The organism is Streptomyces sp. NBC_01232 (assembly GCF_035989885.1).
Taxonomy (GTDB): Bacteria; Actinomycetota; Actinomycetes; order Streptomycetales; family Streptomycetaceae; genus Streptomyces.
This window is the reverse complement of record NZ_CP108518.1, coordinates 748,886-765,385: the sequence shown is the minus strand read 5'-3', so window position 1 is coordinate 765,385 and position 16,500 is coordinate 748,886. Positions and strand designations below refer to the sequence as shown.

Here is a 16,500-nt window from a genome sequence, read left to right as displayed (position 1 = left end):
TCGCACGGTGCCGCCCCTCGCCGGACAGCAGCGTAACCGGAGAACGCCCCCGGGAGTGGGCTCAGGACGGGAGCGGATTCGCAGCGGAGGGGAGCGGATCAGCACTGGAGGGGAGCGGATTCGCACGGGACGGGACGGCCTCCTCCGGTGCGACCGGTCCCGGTGGCGTGCCGTCGCCGAACGGGCGGCCGCCCAGCGCCGCCCGGTCGTGCGGTGCGACCCAGCCCGACAGGTCCGGCCCGGCGGGCACGATGCCGGTCGGGTTGATGTCGTCGTGGACCAGGTAGTAGTGGCGCTTGATGTGATCAAAGTCAACCGTGTCCCCGAAGCCGGGGGTCTGGAACAGGTCCCGGGCGTAGGCCCACAGGACCGGCATCTCGGACAGCTTCTGCCGGTTGCACTTGAAGTGGCCGTGGTAGACGGCGTCGAAGCGCACGAGGGTGGTGAACAGCCGTACGTCCGCCTCGGTGATGGTGTCACCGACCAGGTAACGGGATGTGCCGAGGCGCTCGGTGAGGCGGTCGAGGCGGGCGAACAGGCGCGCGTACGCCGAGGCGTAGGTCTCCTGGGACCCGGCGAAACCGGCACGGTAGACGCCGTTGTTCACCTCCTCGTACACGGCCCGGTTCACGGCGTCGATCTCCGCCCGCAGCGCGCGCGGGTAGAGCGCGGGGGCGCCCTCGCGGTGGTACGCCGTCCATTCCAGCGACAGGTCGACCGTGATCTGCGCGAAGTCGTTGGTCACCACCCGGCCGGTCGGCACGTCGACGATCGCGGGAACGGTGATGCCCCGGTCGTATCCGGGGTCGCGGGCGAGGTAGGCCTCGCGGAGCCGCTCGATGCCGAGCACGGGGTCGCGGCCGCCGGGATCGAGGTCGAAGCTCCAGCTCCGCTCGTCGTGCGTCGGGCCCGCCACCGCCATCGGCAACGCCTTCTCCAGTCCGAGGAGCCGCCGCACGATGACGGCACGGCTCGCCCACGGACAGGCCCGGCTCACCACCAGCCGGTAGCGGCCCGGTTCGACGGCGAACCCCTCGCCCCCGTCGGCGGTGATCCGGGTGGTGAGGTAGCGGCTGTCCCGGGTGTAGCCGGAGCCGCGCTTCACGTAGCTCACGTCGGGCCCCTGTCGTGTGGTCTCCGTACCTGCGGTTCCGCCCGCCTCCTCCCGTGCGGGGACAGCGGTGCGTGTACGCCGTGGACACGGCCGGTGACATCCGGCGCGGGCGGCCGGGAGGTCTCCCGGGAGGCGGATACCCGCGGCTCCGCCCCGTACGCCGGAGCCGGGCCGGGGCGGGAATCCGGGCGGGAATCCGAGCCGGGCGCCGGGGGCGGGAATCCGGTCCGGGAGCCGGTCAGAACTCGGGGACGAACGGGAGGTAGTCCATGTGGGGGCCGGAGGGGATCACCGCGTAGCTGCTCTCGGGGAGTTCGTTCCACACACCGTGCAGGTCTCCCAGCGGCTCGGACACCACCAGGCGGGTCTCGTCCGAGACCTCCCTGAGGTAGGGGATCTCCGGGTGCAGATGGCGGACGGTCTCGGCCCTGCTGCTGTAGTAGAGCGACCGGGACTTCCCCTGGCTGGAGTAACGGAAGGCCCATACGCGCAGGCCGTCACTGACCGCCACCGTCATCTGGAGCGGCTCCGGCACGCCGTGCTCCTTGCCGAGGCGCTCCACCAGCCCCGCCATCCTGGCCACCGCACCCGGTACGTCCTGGTCGAGACCGAAGGTGACCGCCAGGTAGAACATCACCTCGGAGTCGGTGGACCCCTCGATGCACGGGAAGAGCGCCGGGTCGACGGCCATGCACAGGTCGCGCTGCAGCCGGTGGAAGTCGGCGATCGCCCCGTTGTGCATCCACAGCCAGCGGCCGTGGCGGAACGGATGGCAGTTGGACTGCTGGATCGCCGAGCCCGTCGAGGCGCGCACGTGCGCGAAGAACAGCGGGGAGCGGACGTGCGCGGCGAGCTCCTGCAGATTGCGGCTGTTCCACGCCGGGCCGACGTCCCGGAAGACCGCCGGGGTGCCGTCGCCGTCCGCGCTGTACCAGCCGATGCCGAAACCGTCGCCGTTGGTCGGCTCGGCGCCCATCCGGGAGCGGAGGCTCTGGTTGATCAGCGAGTGCTCCGGGCGGTAGAGCACGGTGTCGAGGAGCATGGGCGAACCCGAGTAGGCGAGCCACCGACACATGCGCACCATCCCCTTCGCGACTGCTCCGAGCCTAACCCCACTGACGTCGTGGTTCCCGGTGGACAGGCTGTCCGCGGGGGTGGGTCAGGAGAAGAGCCAGCGCGTCTGGCTGTACCCGCCCTTGCCGAAGCCGAAGGCCGTGCTCGGACGTACCGCGAAGACCACCGCCTCGCCCGCGTCGGGGTTCACGAACACGCCGTCGCCGATGTCGAAGTGCCACTCGGCGCCGTACTTGGCCTCCCAGGCGGCGGCGAGCCGGCGCAGCCGATCGGGATCCGTGACCCGGGCCGCCACACCCTCGACGACCAGGTCGAATCCCTCGTGCAGGGTGTTGGTGCCGGTGGTGAGGACGACGTGCGCGTTGCGGCGGAGGTTCTTGGCCTTGCGCTCCTCGGGGCCGGTGCAGAAATGCAGTGCGCCGTCCGCCCAGACACCGATCAGCGGGGTGACGTGCGGCCGCGCGTCGGGGCGTACGGTCGTCAGCCAGTACAGCTCCGCCGCGGCCAGCCTGCTGACGGCGTCCCGCCATGGCACCGCGGTGGCCTGCTCGTCGCTGTAGCGCGCGTCCAGCTCGGTGCGGGGCTCTTCCTCGGGCATGGGCGCTCCTCCTGCTGTGGCCTCCTGCGGCCTCCTGCCGCCGTCGGCCACCAGCCTGTCCCGCGCCGCCCGGGCCGTCCACCGGACGCGCGGCGTCGTCCACGCGGACTGCCGCGTGGACGACGCCGGGCCCTGCGGGGCGGTGGTCAGTGACCGAAGTCGAACCAGTTGACGTTCACGAAGTCGGCGGGCTGGCCGCTGGTGAAGGTCAGGTAGACGTCGTGCGTGCCGGTGACCGCCGTGATGTTCGCCGGCACCGTGCGCCAGCTCTGCCAGCCGCCGGTGGACGCGATCGAGAAGCTGCCGACCGGGGGCGCGCCCGGGCTGTCGAGCCGCACCTCGACCAGCCCGCTGACCCCGCCGGCCGCACCGCTCGCGACGCGTCCGTGGAACTGCCCGGCGGGTGTGGAACCGAAGTCGACGCCCCGGAACAGCGCCCAGTCGCCGTTGGCGATCGCCGCGAGGCCCTGGCCGCCGCCGCTGTCCGTGGTCATCTCCTTGGTCACGCCCGACTGGCTGTCGTACGACTCGGCCTGGATCGTCGTGTACGCGTCGCGGTGACCGGGAGGGGTGGTGGGCGGTGTCGTCGGGGGAGTGGTGGGCGGGGTGGTGGGGGGAGTGGTGGGCGGCGTGGTCCCTCCGGTCGACCGGAGGACGGACACGTAGTCGACGACCATGGAGTGGCCGGGCTGGGTGCCCGCGTCGGGGCCGCCGCCGAAGGCGTCCGGGAAGCCTCCGCCCATGGCGACGTTCAGGATGATGAAGTAGCCGTGGTTCGTGGCATTGGCCCAGGTCGTCGCGTCCACCTGGTTGGCGCGTACCGTATGGAAGTTGAACTCGTCGACGTAGAAGCGCATTTCCTCGACCGCCGTCGATCGGTCCCATTCGACGGCGTAGGTGTGGAAGCCGGCCTGGCAGCTGACGCCGGGGCAGGCGCGCTGGCCGCCGATGCCGGAGGTCTCGTTGCAGGGGCCGCCCGGGGTCGTGCCGCAATGCAGGGTCGCCCAGACGTTGTTGAGGCCCTGCACGTTCTCCAGGATGTCGATCTCGCCGATGCCCGGCCAGTTCCACCAGTTGCCCCGGTAGGGGGCGCCGAGCATCCAGAATGCCGGCCAGTAGCCCTTGGCGGCCGGGCCCGTCACGTTCGGCATCTGGATACGGGCCTCCGAACGGAGCTTGCCGCCCGCGGGGGGCTCGAAGTCGGCGCGCCGGGTCTCGATGCGGCCGGACGTCCAGTTGCCGGCGGCGTCCCGGCGCGGCGTGATGCGCAGGTTGCCTGCCCCGTCGAGGGAGACGTTGGAGGGATCGGCGGTCATCGTCTCGATCTCGCCGGTACCGAAGTTGGCGGGTCCGCCGGGGTATGAGGTGCCGGTGGTGTACTGCCAGTCGGCGGTGTTCACGCCGGACCCCGCGGCCCCGTCGAAGTCGTCCAGGAACACCCGGGACCAGCCGGACGGTGTGGGAGGAGCCGCGGCACTCGCGGGCAGGGCGATGCCCGCGGCGGCGGCCGCGACCACGGCGACCGTGCTGAGCGCGGCCAGGACGGCCCGCCGGACCGTCGTTCGTTTCCTGCCGGATATCTCGTGCATGGGTGCCCTCTCTGAAGCGCGCCGAGGCGCGGTGCGGGGGGAAGGGTCAGCGGGTTCGACGCCTTGAGAGCGCTCTCAGAGCGGCGCCGCTGGACACTGTCCTCCGCGCCCTCACGGGCCGTCAAGAGATAGAACCGGCAAAGCACTTAGGGGTAGGGAGAGTTCAAGCAGTGAACGCGAGGGGGCCCGTCCGACGCCGATGGCGCCGACCGGGTCCCGTACGGCCGCCGTTCGACGGACGGCGGCGGGGCGTTCACTCGTACGGACCAACTCGCCGTAGGTCACGGCTGCGGTCCGATCACCTCCTCGGCCCCGGGCAGGTCGTGCACGGAGGCCGCCGTTCCGGTCAGCGGCAGCAGACCTGCCAGCGGGCACGGCACGGGCATCTCGTGGTCGACCTCCCAGTGCCCGACGGTGTTCCCGCCCGCGTGGTCCATGGTGCAGACGGCGTAGAGGTTTCCGGCGCAGCCCCGGCACAGCAGCGGCCGGTGACCGGTCATCACGGCCGCTCCGGAGCGGCGGTCGTGGCAGGCGGCGCGGGGCGCTCCGGGACCGGACCCCGGCCCGGCCCCGCCCACAGCCCTGCCGCCGGTCCCGGTCCCGGCGTGCCGCCAAGGGCGCGCTCTTGTAGCGTCGTTCGCGACAGGATTCCTGGTGATCCGACCGGAGTCCGCCGGCCGGTTCGCTCACGCGGAACACGTCCCGTCAGCGCGCCGAGCCACCCGTGTGCCGCCCGCGTCGGAGACGAGCCGGTCCGCCCGCACTCGCGACGCGACCGGGCGCACGCGCAGCCCCCGTGAGAGAGGCCGTGCCGATGTCGAAGGATGCCCCGATAGCGAGCCTGCTGCGTGTGGAGCGGGGCGTCGCCGCCCCCGAGGAACTGGCCGCGATCGCGGTCGTCGTCGCGTGTTACGCCCACCGGACCTCCGGCGGCAGCGACGCGGCGGCCGGCGCCGGTTCCGGCCGCCGCCGCACCGCCCTGCCGGCCTCCGGCTGCTGGGCAGGCTGCTGGGCCTGCCGCTGAACCCCTTCCGCCGGCCGCACGCACGGCCGGCGGAAGCGGGGACGAAGTGGTCACGCCCGGCGCAGCACCGTCGAGAGGACCTCGCGCAGCGTCGCCGGGGCATCGGCGACCGCACCCTCCGACCGCCACGCCACGAACCCGTCCGGCCGTACGAGCACGGCGCCCTCGGCGTCGATCGCGTGGACCTCGGTCCAGTCGGCGGGACCGGCCTGGACCAGATCCACACCCGGCCCGGCGCCGATGGTGCAGGCGTCCATCCGCACCGACAGCTGCCGGGCCACCTGCTGCGCGGCCGCCTGCCACGGCGTTCCCGCGCCGCTGAGCAGCACGAAGGAGCGCTCGTACAGGTCCAGGGTGGAGATCCGTTCACCCGCCCGGGTCACCCACATGTGCGGGGCCCGGGTCCCGGTGTCGCCGACCATCCGCAGCGTCTCCGGGATGACGGGCCGTCCGGGCTCGCCGCCGACGAGGGCGCCCCGCGGGTAGCAGTAGCCCATGGCCGTGGTGAGGACCCCGCTGCCCGGTCCGCCGCCCATGGTGGGCGGCGGCGCGTACCCCGGGTGGCTGTGTTCCGCCGAACGGGCCGACGCCCGCTCGCTGGTGGCCCGGGCCACCGGCAGCCGCTCGGCCTCGTAGGTGTCGAGCAGATCGATGCCGGCCGAGCCGTCCAGGACCGCGGCGATCTTCCACGCCAGGTTGTGCGCGTCCTGGATGCCCGTGTTGGAGCCGAACGCCCCCGTGGGGGACATCTCGTGGGCCGCGTCCCCGGCCAGGAACACCCGACCGGACGAATAGCTCTCCGCCACCCGTTCGGCGGCATGCCAGGGCGCCTTGCCGCCGATGTTCACATCCAGGTCGGGCACGCCGATCGCGTCGCGGATCTGATCCACGCACCGCTCGTCGGTGAAGTCCTCCAGGGTCTCGCCCTGCTCCGGGTGCCACGGGGCGTGGAAGACCCACTGCGTCTTGTTGTCCACCGGCAGCAGGGCCCCGTCCGCACCCGGGCGCATCAGGTAGCAGACGATGAAGCGCAGGTCGCCCAGCACCTCGACGAGCTTCTCCGAACGGAAGGTGACGCTCACGTTGTGGAACAGCTCGCCGTTACCCGTCTGGGGGATCCGCAGCTGTTCCCTGACGGGGCTGCGCGGGCCGTCCGCCGCGATCAGGAAGTCGGCGCGCACCGTGATGTGCTCGCCCGTCTCCCGGTCCTTGACCACGGCGTTCACCCCGGTGGCGTCCTGGTCGAAGCTCATCAGTTCGGTGGAGAAACGGACGTCGGCGCCCATTTCGCGGCTCTGTTCGGCCAGTACCGGCTCGATGTTGTTCTGGCTGCACAGACACCAGCCGGTCGGACTGAACCGGGCCAGCGCACCGGACGGGTCGATCGACTTGATCAGCCAGTTGTGGTCGCCGTCGGTCAGTGACCGGGCCTGCAGAATGCCCTGATTGCCCTCCAGTACGGACGCCGCCCGGCGGATCGCGCGTTCCGCCCCTGCCGTGCGGAACAGCTCCATCGTCCGGGCATTGATGCCACGGCCCCGCGGGTGCGCGGAGGTGCCGGAGTGCTTCTCGACCAGCAGGTGCCTCACTCCGTGGCGGCTCAGGAAAAGCGAGGTGGACAGGCCCACGAGGGAGCCGCCCACGACGAGAACCGGTACGCGAACATCGGCGTTGTCTTCCATCAGCTGCGGGCTCCTGTTTTCTGTGTGGGGGAGTGGAGTCTTTATGCCCCCGATCCGCGATGAGGCCCAGTTGATTCGCCGGTTGTCACCCGCTTGATCCGGACATGTAGCGGTACGTCCCCACCCGGATGACGATGAGCGACAGCGGCTCCCCCTGAGACGCGCCGGCATGCCGTTCCTCACCGAGGCGGTCGCCGGCCCGGGCGGACGCCACCGGTGACGGACGAGGGGTCCGTACGCGATGGATCTCCACCCCCTCATGAAGGAGTGAGTAGATGACAACCACCCTGTCCGAACGGGTGTCGCAGTCAGCCTTCGACGGCTCCATGCTCCGGGTCGTCCTGCTGATGGATCTCCACGAGGGGACCCAGCAGCAGTTCTTCGAGGCGTACGAACAGCTCCGCCACGACATCGCGTCGGTTCCGGGCCACATCAGCGACCAGCTGTGCCAGTCCTTCGAGAATCCCTCCCAATGGCTCATCACCAGTGAGTGGGAGAGCGCCCCGCAGTACCTCGCATGGGTCAACAGCGAGCACCACGCCGAACAGGTGAAGCCGCTCGGCGCCTGCGCCCGCGCGATGCGCCCGCTCAAGTTCACCGTCCTGCGGGAAACCGGGCGCGGCTACGACCAGGCGGCACGCCCGGCCACGGCGCGACTGCAGAGCACACCCCGTCTGGGGGCCGGCATCGTGCGCCACGCCCTCACCTTCACGGTCAAGCCCGGCAGCGAGAAGGAGGTCGCCTCCATCCTCTCGAGCTACGCCTCACCGGAAGCCCGGGTCGACGACCACACCCGCCTCTGCCGGACCTCGCTGTTCATGCACGGCAACCGCGTCGTGCGCACGGTGGAGGTCCAGGGCGACCTCATGGCGGCCCTGCGCCACGTCTCCGAGCAGCCCGGGGTCCGGGCCGCGGAAGAGGCACTCAACCCGCACCTGGAGAAGGACCGGAACCTGAACGACCCGGAGTCCGCCCGCATGTTCTTCATGCGCGCAGCGCTCCCGGCGGTCCACCACATCGCCGCACCCGAGCCCGAGTCCGCCGACGTGCAGCGGCACGCGCTCTTCTACCAGGCCAAGCCCGGCTGCGGCGTGGCACTCGCCAAGTTCCTGGCCCGGCAGGACGAGGAGGCCGCGCGCCACCCCGCCAGCCCCGTTCGGAGCAGCAGCATCTTCCAGCGTGACGACATCGTCGTCCGCCTCATCGACGTGCGCGGCGCGCTCGACGCCGAGCCCGGGACGAATTTCGGCGTCCTCGGACCGCGAACGGCGGCGGTACTCGACCGGCTGACGGTCCGGTCCGGCAGGCGGGTCCGGGCAGCGGACCACACCATGAACCTGATCACCGACCGCCGGGCACCAGCGGAGCCGTGATCGTCCCCGGGCCGCCGGCCCCCACGTTCCACCTCGCTCCACCCCACCCGGCCCAACCCGCCTCACTCCCCATCCGCAGCCAGGCTCTCCCCACACGCAGGAGGAACCCGCCATGACCCAACACCGCCCACGCATCGTGGACCTCAGCGAGACGCCCCCCAACCGCCGGCGCGGCGGAGACCTGCGGGCGGTGCTCACCCCGACCTCCGTGGGTTCCACCAGCGGCTTCATGGGTCTGGCGATCATGGCCCCCGGTGAGTCGATCGCCGAGCACTACCACCCGTACTCCGAGGAGTTCGTGTACGTGGTCAGCGGCCGCCTCGAGGTCGACCTCGACGGCGAGGCCCACCCGCTGCGCACCGACCAGGGGCTGCTGGTCCCGCTGAACGTGCGCCACCGGTTCCGCAACGTCGGGGACACCGAGGCCCGCATGGTCTTCCACCTCGGGCCGCTGGCCCCGCGCCCCGAACTGGGCCACGTGGACACCGAGCAGGCCCCGCACCCGGAGAGCACCGCCTGGGAGCAGCCGCCGGACCGTTCGGGAGCGGTCTCGTGACCCCCCGGCGGGTGGCCGTCACCGGAGTCGGTGTCGTCGCGCCCGGCGGGATCGGAGTCCGCGACTTCTGGGACCTGCTCTCCAACGGCCGGACCGCGACGCGTGGGATCAGCCTCTTCGACCCGACCGGATTCCGCTCCCGGATAGCCGCCGAGGTCGACTTCGACCCCGCGGCGCACGGCCTCGAACCGGGCGAGGCGGACCGCGCGGACCGGTACATCCAGTTCGCCCTGGTGGCCGCCCGGGAGGCGGTGAAGGACGCGGGACTCGACCTCACCACGGACGAGGCCTGGCGGACCGGAGTCTCCCTCGGCACGGCCGTCGGCGGCACCACCCGTCTGGAGCACGACTACGTAGCCGTGAGCCAGTCCGGTTCCTGGTGGGACGTGGACCACAAGCGGGCCGGCCCCTTCCTGCACCGGGCGTTCACCCCCGCCACCCTGGCCTCCGCCGTCGCGGAGCAGACGGGTGCGCGGGGCCCGGTCCAGACGGTCTCCACCGGCTGCACCTCGGGCCTCGACGCCATCGGGTACGCCGTCCACTCCATCGCGGAGGGCCGGATGGACGTGTGCATCGCCGGCGCCTCCGACTCACCCATATCGCCGATCACCGTGGCCTGCTTCGACGCCATCAAGGCGACCTCGCCGAACAACGACGACCCGGCCCACGCCTCCCGTCCGTTCGACGCCGACCGGGACGGGTTCGTCCTCGGCGAGGGCGGCGCCGTCCTCGTTCTCGAAGAGCTGGAACACGCCCGCGCCCGCGGTGCGACCGTCTACTGCGAGATCGGCGGCTACGCCACCTTCGGCAACGCCCACCACATGACCGGGCTGACCGCCGAGGGGCTGGAGATGGCCCGCGCCATCGAAACCGCCCTCGCCCAGGCCGGCGTCGCCGCCGACGAGATCGACTACGTCAACGCGCACGGCTCCGGCACCAAGCAGAACGACCGCCACGAGACCGCGGCGGTCAAGCGGGTCCTGGGCGACCACGCCTACAAGACGCCGATGACCTCCATCAAATCCATGGTGGGGCACTCCCTCGGCGCGATCGGTGCGATCGAACTCGCGGCCTGCGTACTGGCCATGACCCACCAGGTGGTACCGCCGACCGCGAACTACGAGACGCCCGACCCCGAGTGCGACCTGGACTACGTCCCCCGCGTCGCACGCGCCCGGAAGCTGCACAGCGTGCTCTCGGTCGGCAGCGGCTTCGGCGGCTTCCAGTCCGCCGTGGTCATGACCCGGCCGAAGGAGGAGGTCTCGTGACCAGCCGTACGGTCATCACGGGCATCGGGGTCGTCGCGCCCAACGGCGTCGGCGCCGAAGCCTTCTGGAAGGCGACCCAGTCGGGTCTCAGCGTCCTCGACCGCGTCACCAGGGCCGGCTGCGAGCACCTGCCGCTGCGCGTCGCGGGCGAGGTACGGGGATTCGACCCCGGCGCCATGGTCGAGGACCGCTTCCTCGTCCAGACCGACCGCTTCACCCACCACGCCCTCGCCGCGGCCGACCTCGCGCTGGAGGACGCCCGCCTCGGCCGGGCCGACTACGAGGGCGACCCCTTCTCCGTGGGCGTCGTCACCGCCGCCGGATCCGGCGGCGGCGAGTTCGGACAGCGCGAGCTGCAGCACCTGTGGGAACAGGGACCGCGCTTCGTGGGCCCGTACCAGTCGATCGCCTGGTTCTACGCCGCGAGCACCGGCCAGATCTCCATCCGCCGCGGACTGAAGGGCCCCTGCGGGGTCGTGTGCAGCGACGAGGCCGGCGGCCTCGACGCCTTCGCACACGCCGAACGGGCGATCCGCCAGGGCAGCCGGGCCATGCTGGTCGGGGCCACGGAGGCGCCGCTCGCGCCGTACTCCATCGTCTGCCAGCTGGAGTACGAGGGACTGAGCACGCAGGACGACCCCGAGCGCGCCTACCGGCCGTTCACCGACAAGGCCTGCGGATTCGTCCCCGCCGAGGGCGGCGCGATGTTCGTCGCCGAGGACGAGGACGAGGCCCGACGCCGCGGCGCCACCGTACGGGCCGTCCTGGCCGGCCACGGCGCGACCTTCACCGGCACCCGGCGACGGGACGAGTCCGGCGAAGGGCTGGCCCACGCCATCCGCGGCGCGCTGCGCGAGGCCGGCTGCGCCCCCGAGGAGATCGACGTGGTCTTCGCCGACGCCATCGGGACCCCGGAGGCCGACGCGGCCGAGGCGGCCGCCATCGCCGACGCCCTCGGCGCGTACGGGAGCAAGGTGCCGGTCACGGCGCCCAAGTCCGGTACCGGCAGGGCCTACTGCGCGGCACCCGCCCTCGACACCGCGGCCGCGGTCCTGGCCCTGGAGCACGGCATCGTGCCGCCGACCCCGAACGTCTACGACGTGTGCCACGACCTCGACGTGGTGACCGGCAGCGCCCGCACCGCGGAGCTGCGCACCGCGCTGGTGCTCAGCCGCGGCCGGATGGGGTCGAACTCCGCGCTCGTCGTCCGCAAGGGCTCGTAGGAAGAAGGGAGAACCAGGATGTCCGACCGACTGACCCTGGAGGAACTGGCGGCCCTGATGAAGAGGGCCGGTATCACCGTCGATCCCACCGAGCTGGCGAGCCGTCCGCACTCCGCCTTCGACGAGTACGGCCTCGATTCGCTGGGCCTGCTCGGAATCGTCGGCGAACTGGAGAACCGGCGGGGGCGGGCCCTGCCCACCGACGCCGACCGCTGCAAGACCCCCGGGGAATTCCTCGACCTCGTCAACCACAGCCTGATGACAGGAGCCTGACATGGCAGGACACACCGAGAACGAGATCACCGTCAACGCGCCCGTGGACGTCGTATGGGAGATGACCAACGACCTCCCCAGCTGGCCGCACCTGTTCAGCGAGTACGCGTCCCTCGAGATCCTCGAGGAGCAGGGCGACACCACCCGCTTCCGCCTGACCATGCACCCCGACGAGAACGGCAAGGTGTGGAGCTGGGTCTCGGAGCGCACCGTCGACCGCAAGGGCCTCACGGTCCGAGCCCGGCGGGTGGAGACGGGCCCGTTCGCGCACATGGACATCCACTGGCAGTACTTCAAGGTGCCCGGCGGCACCCGGATGAAGTGGACGCAGGACTTCGCGATGAAGCCGGACGCCCCCGTGGACGACACGTGGATGACCGACAACATCAACCGCAACTCCCCGATCCAGATGGCGCTCATCCGGGACAAGATCGAGAAGCGCCAGCGCGAGGGCCACGCCCCCGAAGTCAGCCGAGTCTGAGACGAAAGGAGGCACACCCGGATGAACCAGCCGCACCGCGCTCTCATCGTCGCCCGGATGGCGCCGGGATCGGCGCCCGACATCGCCGATCTCTTCGCGGGCTCGGACGCCGGTGAACTCCCGCACCTGGTAGGGGTCACGCGCCGCAGCCTCTTCCAGTTCGGCGACGTCTACCTGCACCTGATCGAGTCGGACCGGCCGCCCGGCCCGGCCATCGCGAAGGTCACCGAGCACCCGGAATTCCGGGACCTCAGCGACCGGCTGACCGCCTACATCAGCCCGCACAACCCGGACACCTGGCGCAGTCCGAAGGACGCCATGGCCCACGAGTTCTACCGCTGGGAGAACCCCGGCGCGAAGTGACCCGCGGCCCCCGGACGGGACCCGCACACCGAAGTGTGCGGGTCCCGCCGCGCGTTGCCGCCCCAGTGCCGGAAGGAGACCGGGCTGCGCGGCACTTGGGCGAGCAGCACGGCATTTCGGGTAGTAATACCGCACGTTGCCGAGTCGGCGTCCGCGTCCGAGTCCGCGTCCGCGTCTGAGTCCAAGTCAATCCGAGCGCAGCCGAGTTGAGCTGAGCTGAGCTGAGAGCAGGAGGAGAAACGGAATGAATCCGACCGACAGCGACCACTTCCCGGTGGATCCGGCCCGTGCGCACGACGGCGATCCGGCCCGCAACTCCCTGCGCGTCCTCGTCCTGTCCGGGTCCTCCCGCACCGGGTCGGTCAACGCCCGCCTCGCCTCCCTGGTCGCCGACCTGGTGACCCGGGCCGGCGCCACCGCGCAGTCCGCGACGCTCGGCGACTTCCCCATGCCGCCGTACGACGGGGACGCGGAGGCCGACGAGGGCCTGCCGGAGGCGGCCCTCGCCCTGTGCGGGCGGATCGAGGCCGCGCAGGCGCTGGTCATCGCCTCGCCCGAGTACAACGCCTCCGTCCCGGGCGTACTGAAGAACGCCATCGACTGGGTCTCGCGCTACCGCCCGCAGCCGTTCAAGGACAAGCAGGCCCTGCTGGTCTCGGCCTCGCCCTCGATGGTCGGGGGCAACCGCGGCCTGTGGGCCCTGCGCGTACCGCTGGAACACCTCGGGGCGCGCGTCTACCCCGACATGTTCAGCCTCGCCAACGCGCACCACGCCTTCACCGAGGACGGCGCGCTCTCCGACCGGGGTCTCGGCGAGCGCCTCACCGCGACGATCGGCTCCTTCCTCGATCTCGTCGAGGCCGACACCCGCTACCTCTGCCTCCAGCGCCGCTGGTACGAGTTCCTGGGCGACCGCACCGACGCCCCCGTCACCTCACGCGCCCAGGACTGATCATCATCGGCCACGGGGCGTGAGCTATGTTGGAGCGTGAGTGACATGAGCTAGGGAGGCCCTCGAGTGTCATCGGGGCAGCAGGCCCGCGCACAAGCGGCTGCGATCACACGCGGGAGTCAGTCGTCCGAAGAGGTCCGCCCTCCGGCCGACCGGCTCCTCGCGCTCTTCGACGGCCGCCGCCTGTCACCGGGCCAGCGCCGCATCGCCCAGTACCTGATCGACCACCTCACCGAGGCCGCGTTCCTCTCGATCACCGAACTCGCCGAGCGCGTGGGTGTCAGCCAGCCCTCCGTGACCCGCTTCGCCGCCTCCCTCGGCTTCAGCGGCTACCCCGCCCTGCGCGACGTGCTGCAGCCCATCGCGCTCAGCGCGATCGCCGGAGCTCCGGACACCCGTGCGCAGATCCGCCGCAACGAGCTGCAGGAGGCCGTCGACGCCGAGATCGAGAACCTGGAGAACGTACGCAGGCTGCTCGCCGACACCGACCAGGTGCTGGACATCGGCCGTGAGCTGGCCGCCTCGGTGCCGCTGACCATCCTGGGCCTGCGCATCTCGGTCTCGCTCGCGGAGTACTTCGCGTACGCGGCCCGGCGCATCCACCCCGACGTACGCCTCGTGACCCGAGGCGGCAGCGTCGCCTTCGACGCGCTGCTGCAGTCCAGGGCAGCCGGCGGGACCTGGGTGCTGGCCTTCGCCATGCCGCGGCACGCCAAGGAGACGCTGGCCGCCATCCGCGCCGCCCGGAGTACGGGGCTGCGCGTGGTCCTGATCACGGATCCGACCCTGGGGCCGCTGGTGGACGAGGCGGACGTGGCGCTGACGGCGGGGACCGGGTCCCGGCTGGTTTTCGACTCGTACGCGGCCCCTGGGATGCTGTCCGCGGCCCTGCTGCAAGCGATGGCCGACGCGGACCCGGAGCGGACCCAGGCACGTCTGGAGAGCTACGAGCACGTGGCCGACCAGCACGGCTTCTTCCTTTAGCCCGTTTTGGCGTGCTCCACCAGGCGATATTCAGCCCTCGATGTGCATGAAATTTTTCATACTCTTGCTTACTCGACGGTATATATGTTTACTGACGACGGCGCTCCGGATCCACCAGATGCCAAGGAGGACCCCCATGTCCTCCCGAACGTGCACGCGGTACGACGAACCTCCTCAGGTCGCGACCGCGTGCCGGGTCCAGGCTTTCGGATCCCGCAGAGCGCCCATGGCGGCCTCGGTCAACCCCTGGGCCGAGGCCGCCCACCAAGAACGTCTCGATCAGAGTTCGACACCACTCGGAAGTGACGAGAATGCCTCAGACGGCCACGTTTACCCTCAGCCCTGACTGGCCCATGCAGGTCAAGGCGCCCGGGACACATGACTGGGAGCGCACGGCCACACGCTGGCTGAGGGACCTCCTCCCGGCCCGCTACGGCGGCTACCTGACGCTCACCCGTCACCACGCACTCCTTGCCCGGCACGTCCAGCTCCAGCTGCAGCACGAGATGCGCGCGGTGCGGGCGGCCCTCCAGACCAGCCGCGCCGAGCTGCCCACCATGGGCATCGCCGAGTCGGTCATCGAGAACTCCATCAGGATGTACGCCGTCGAGCTGGAGCAGCTCGGCCGGCTCGCCCGAGGCGCGCGCCTCGTGTCCGACGCGCTCCTCGTCGGCACCCCCGCCCAGCGCCGGCGCTGACCGGGCGCCCGGCCTCCGGGCTTCCCGGCCTCCCGGCCGTACCCGCTAGCGGGTGCGCTGAGTGGGCTGCCAGGAGCGGAGCCGGGCGGCCACCTCGAAGACGGTGGCGCGCAGTGTGCGGATGTCGGTGATGAGGTCGCGCCACTGCTCGTAGGTGGCGTCCACCGCCTCGCCGGAGGCCTCGATGTAGGCGACGGCGACCCCGTAGGCGAAGTATTCGTTGGAGTCCGGGAGCGGCCGGAGCAGCACGATCGCGTCGAGCAGCGCGGCCGCACGCCAGTAGGCGTCGGGGGCGTCCACTTCCAGACTGGGCGTGTTCACCCGGTGCCGGGCCACGGCGGCGACCAGGGCGGAGTGGTCGGCCACCGCCACGTCCTTGAACAGTGCCTCCTGCCGCTCCAGCAGCCAGCGGTGATCGATGTGCAGTTCCACGCGTCCGAGTATCCCCGCCCGAGGGCCGGCCGTGGGGCGTTTCGGGTCGGGCGGGGACGCGAGTGGTATTCGGCGGGGGCGGACGGGGCAGGACCGAAGATCCTGGATCCGTTCCGCGCGTTGTACGGCATCGGGGCGCAAGTCACCCCAGGGCGCGGTGAGTTGACGCACAGGCCGGGAGGGGGCTTCCGGGAGGCGCCGAGGGCTCCCGGATCTGATCGCCGCAGGGGTGTTCCGCCCTGGTGGCATTGCCTCCTACGGTCTGTGCAGCACAGTTCCGGACCAGGAGGCAGCGTGAAGCGCGAGATCGACATCGACCAGCTGGTGGCGGCGATGAAGGCGGTCGACGAGGCGGGGCGGCTCTTCGAGGAGGCGCGCACCGTGTACGAGGCGCGCGGCCTCAAGCGGATCAGCGACGACTTCAAAGTGGCGGGCGGCTCGGTCCAGACCCTGCAGGGTGCGGAGGAGATGGCCCTCGGGGCCCGCAAGTACCTCGCCGAGCTCGCGCTGATCGCCGGCTACGCGGCCGCCGGCCTCGAGGAGCGCGCCGGAGAGAGACCGGAGGCCGCCCGGGCCGGCTTCCCCGGGATCTCCGGCGGCGGCGCCCGGATGGCCCGCCCGCTGCTCGATCCGACCCTGGAGGGACTGCGGCTCCTGCTGGCCGTGGACTTCTTCGAGGCCGGCTTCAAGGCCGCGATCGAGGACGTCGTGAGGGCGGAGAAGGCGACCTACCCCGACCCCTCGACGTTCCGCATCCCCACCAGGGCCGACCGGGCCCCCCAGGCCGGCCGTACCCCGTAAGGGGGTGTCTCCCGG

General features: G+C 71.5%; 19 protein-coding genes. 12 read left to right on the top strand and 7 right to left on the bottom strand.

Translation table 11 applies throughout. From position 1 onward, the window contains the following. Positions 1 to 61 precede the first annotated feature (61 nt). From OG444_RS03715 to OG444_RS03695, 5 genes are all read right to left on the bottom strand, one after another. The gene (locus OG444_RS03715) at positions 62 to 1,114 is read right to left on the bottom strand and encodes a glutathione S-transferase family protein (protein WP_327260719.1); all 1,053 of its coding nucleotides are present in this window, start codon (positions 1,112 to 1,114) and stop codon (positions 62 to 64) included. 238 nt (positions 1,115 to 1,352) lie between these two features. After that, positions 1,353 to 2,189 carry a class II glutamine amidotransferase gene (locus OG444_RS03710; protein ID WP_327260718.1) on the bottom strand — a complete coding sequence of 279 codons (837 nt, stop codon included), beginning with the start codon at positions 2,187 to 2,189 and terminating at the stop codon, positions 1,353 to 1,355. A gap of 84 nt (positions 2,190 to 2,273) precedes the next feature. Further along, positions 2,274 to 2,786, bottom strand: a complete 513-nt coding sequence (locus OG444_RS03705; RefSeq protein WP_327260717.1) for a pyridoxamine 5'-phosphate oxidase family protein — start codon at positions 2,784 to 2,786, stop codon at positions 2,274 to 2,276. Positions 2,787 to 2,932: 146 nt separating this feature from the next. Next, the gene (locus OG444_RS03700; protein ID WP_327260716.1) at positions 2,933 to 4,375 is read right to left on the bottom strand and encodes a glycoside hydrolase family 16 protein; all 1,443 of its coding nucleotides are present in this window, start codon (positions 4,373 to 4,375) and stop codon (positions 2,933 to 2,935) included. 281 nt (positions 4,376 to 4,656) lie between these two features. After that, on the bottom strand, positions 4,657 to 4,875 hold the full coding sequence (locus OG444_RS03695; RefSeq protein ID WP_327260715.1) for a hypothetical protein: 219 nt from the start codon (positions 4,873 to 4,875) through the stop codon (positions 4,657 to 4,659). A 314-nt stretch (positions 4,876 to 5,189) separates the two neighbouring features. Here OG444_RS03695 and OG444_RS03690 point away from each other — a divergent pair, with 314 nt between their 5' ends. Then, positions 5,190 to 5,399 (top strand): acyl-CoA carboxylase epsilon subunit, encoded by a 210-nt coding sequence (locus OG444_RS03690; RefSeq protein ID WP_327260714.1) that lies wholly within the window; start codon positions 5,190 to 5,192, stop codon positions 5,397 to 5,399. A gap of 50 nt (positions 5,400 to 5,449) precedes the next feature. Here OG444_RS03690 and OG444_RS03685 read toward each other — a convergent pair whose 3' ends face one another. Further along, positions 5,450 to 7,081 carry an FAD-dependent oxidoreductase gene (locus tag OG444_RS03685; RefSeq protein WP_327260713.1) on the bottom strand — a complete coding sequence of 544 codons (1,632 nt, stop codon included), beginning with the start codon at positions 7,079 to 7,081 and terminating at the stop codon, positions 5,450 to 5,452. A 275-nt stretch (positions 7,082 to 7,356) separates the two neighbouring features. Here OG444_RS03685 and OG444_RS03680 point away from each other — a divergent pair, with 275 nt between their 5' ends. The 10 genes from OG444_RS03680 (at position 7,357) to OG444_RS03635 (ending at position 15,252) form a co-directional block, all read left to right on the top strand. Beyond that, positions 7,357 to 8,454 (top strand): SchA/CurD-like domain-containing protein, encoded by a 1,098-nt coding sequence (locus OG444_RS03680; protein WP_327260712.1) that lies wholly within the window; start codon positions 7,357 to 7,359, stop codon positions 8,452 to 8,454. A 112-nt stretch (positions 8,455 to 8,566) separates the two neighbouring features. After that, the gene (locus OG444_RS03675; RefSeq protein WP_327260711.1) at positions 8,567 to 9,010 is read left to right on the top strand and encodes a cupin domain-containing protein; all 444 of its coding nucleotides are present in this window, start codon (positions 8,567 to 8,569) and stop codon (positions 9,008 to 9,010) included. Next, entirely contained in the window at positions 9,007 to 10,278 is a 1,272-nt protein-coding gene (locus tag OG444_RS03670; RefSeq protein ID WP_327260710.1) for a beta-ketoacyl-[acyl-carrier-protein] synthase family protein, read from the top strand. The genes OG444_RS03675 and OG444_RS03670 overlap by 4 nt, the downstream gene beginning before the upstream one ends. Beyond that, positions 10,275 to 11,501: a beta-ketoacyl synthase N-terminal-like domain-containing protein gene (locus tag OG444_RS03665; RefSeq protein WP_327260709.1), complete on the top strand. Its 1,227-nt coding sequence runs from the start codon at positions 10,275 to 10,277 to the stop codon at positions 11,499 to 11,501. The genes OG444_RS03670 and OG444_RS03665 overlap by 4 nt, the downstream gene beginning before the upstream one ends. An 18-nt stretch (positions 11,502 to 11,519) precedes the next feature. Beyond that, positions 11,520 to 11,774, top strand: a complete 255-nt coding sequence (locus OG444_RS03660) for an acyl carrier protein (protein WP_327260708.1) — start codon at positions 11,520 to 11,522, stop codon at positions 11,772 to 11,774. Position 11,775: 1 nt separating this feature from the next. After that, positions 11,776 to 12,255 (top strand): SRPBCC family protein, encoded by a 480-nt coding sequence (locus OG444_RS03655; RefSeq protein WP_327260707.1) that lies wholly within the window; start codon positions 11,776 to 11,778, stop codon positions 12,253 to 12,255. Positions 12,256 to 12,276: 21 nt separating this feature from the next. Next, a complete protein-coding gene (locus tag OG444_RS03650; protein WP_052873447.1) occupies positions 12,277 to 12,618 on the top strand; it encodes a TcmI family type II polyketide cyclase in 342 nt (113 codons plus the stop codon). A 319-nt stretch (positions 12,619 to 12,937) separates the two neighbouring features. After that, the gene (locus OG444_RS03645; protein ID WP_327266648.1) at positions 12,938 to 13,570 is read left to right on the top strand and encodes an NADPH-dependent FMN reductase; all 633 of its coding nucleotides are present in this window, start codon (positions 12,938 to 12,940) and stop codon (positions 13,568 to 13,570) included. A 66-nt stretch (positions 13,571 to 13,636) separates the two neighbouring features. Beyond that, positions 13,637 to 14,554, top strand: a complete 918-nt coding sequence (locus OG444_RS03640; RefSeq protein WP_327260706.1) for a MurR/RpiR family transcriptional regulator — start codon at positions 13,637 to 13,639, stop codon at positions 14,552 to 14,554. Between the two features lie 311 nt (positions 14,555 to 14,865). Further along, the gene (locus tag OG444_RS03635) at positions 14,866 to 15,252 is read left to right on the top strand and encodes a hypothetical protein (protein WP_030725700.1); all 387 of its coding nucleotides are present in this window, start codon (positions 14,866 to 14,868) and stop codon (positions 15,250 to 15,252) included. A gap of 45 nt (positions 15,253 to 15,297) precedes the next feature. On the opposite strand, the gene OG444_RS03630 is transcribed toward OG444_RS03635, so the two are convergent. After that, the gene (locus tag OG444_RS03630) at positions 15,298 to 15,684 is read right to left on the bottom strand and encodes a toxin Doc (RefSeq protein WP_327260705.1); all 387 of its coding nucleotides are present in this window, start codon (positions 15,682 to 15,684) and stop codon (positions 15,298 to 15,300) included. Positions 15,685 to 15,978: 294 nt separating this feature from the next. Here OG444_RS03630 and OG444_RS03625 point away from each other — a divergent pair, with 294 nt between their 5' ends. Continuing rightward, entirely contained in the window at positions 15,979 to 16,485 is a 507-nt protein-coding gene (locus tag OG444_RS03625; protein ID WP_327260704.1) for a hypothetical protein, read from the top strand. The last annotated feature ends 15 nt before the right edge of the window (positions 16,486 to 16,500 follow it).

Bases quoted from the DNA above. Each gene is read 5' to 3' on its own strand.
- OG444_RS03710 (WP_327260718.1), bottom strand. From the start codon at position 2,189: ATGTGTCGGTGGCTCGCCTACTCGGGTTCGCCCATGCTCCTCGACACC.
- OG444_RS03705 (WP_327260717.1), bottom strand. From the start codon at position 2,786: ATGCCCGAGGAAGAGCCCCGCACCGAGCTGGACGCGCGCTACAGCGAC.
- OG444_RS03700 (WP_327260716.1), bottom strand. From the start codon at position 4,375: ATGCACGAGATATCCGGCAGGAAACGAACGACGGTCCGGCGGGCCGTC.
- OG444_RS03695 (WP_327260715.1), bottom strand. From the start codon at position 4,875: ATGACCGGTCACCGGCCGCTGCTGTGCCGGGGCTGCGCCGGAAACCTC.
- OG444_RS03690 (WP_327260714.1), top strand. From the start codon at position 5,190: ATGTCGAAGGATGCCCCGATAGCGAGCCTGCTGCGTGTGGAGCGGGGC.
- OG444_RS03685 (WP_327260713.1), bottom strand. From the start codon at position 7,081: ATGGAAGACAACGCCGATGTTCGCGTACCGGTTCTCGTCGTGGGCGGC.
- OG444_RS03680 (WP_327260712.1), top strand. From the start codon at position 7,357: ATGACAACCACCCTGTCCGAACGGGTGTCGCAGTCAGCCTTCGACGGC.
- OG444_RS03675 (WP_327260711.1), top strand. From the start codon at position 8,567: ATGACCCAACACCGCCCACGCATCGTGGACCTCAGCGAGACGCCCCCC.
- OG444_RS03660 (WP_327260708.1), top strand. From the start codon at position 11,520: ATGTCCGACCGACTGACCCTGGAGGAACTGGCGGCCCTGATGAAGAGG.
- OG444_RS03655 (WP_327260707.1), top strand. From the start codon at position 11,776: ATGGCAGGACACACCGAGAACGAGATCACCGTCAACGCGCCCGTGGAC.
- OG444_RS03650 (WP_052873447.1), top strand. From the start codon at position 12,277: ATGAACCAGCCGCACCGCGCTCTCATCGTCGCCCGGATGGCGCCGGGA.
- OG444_RS03635 (WP_030725700.1), top strand. From the start codon at position 14,866: ATGCCTCAGACGGCCACGTTTACCCTCAGCCCTGACTGGCCCATGCAG.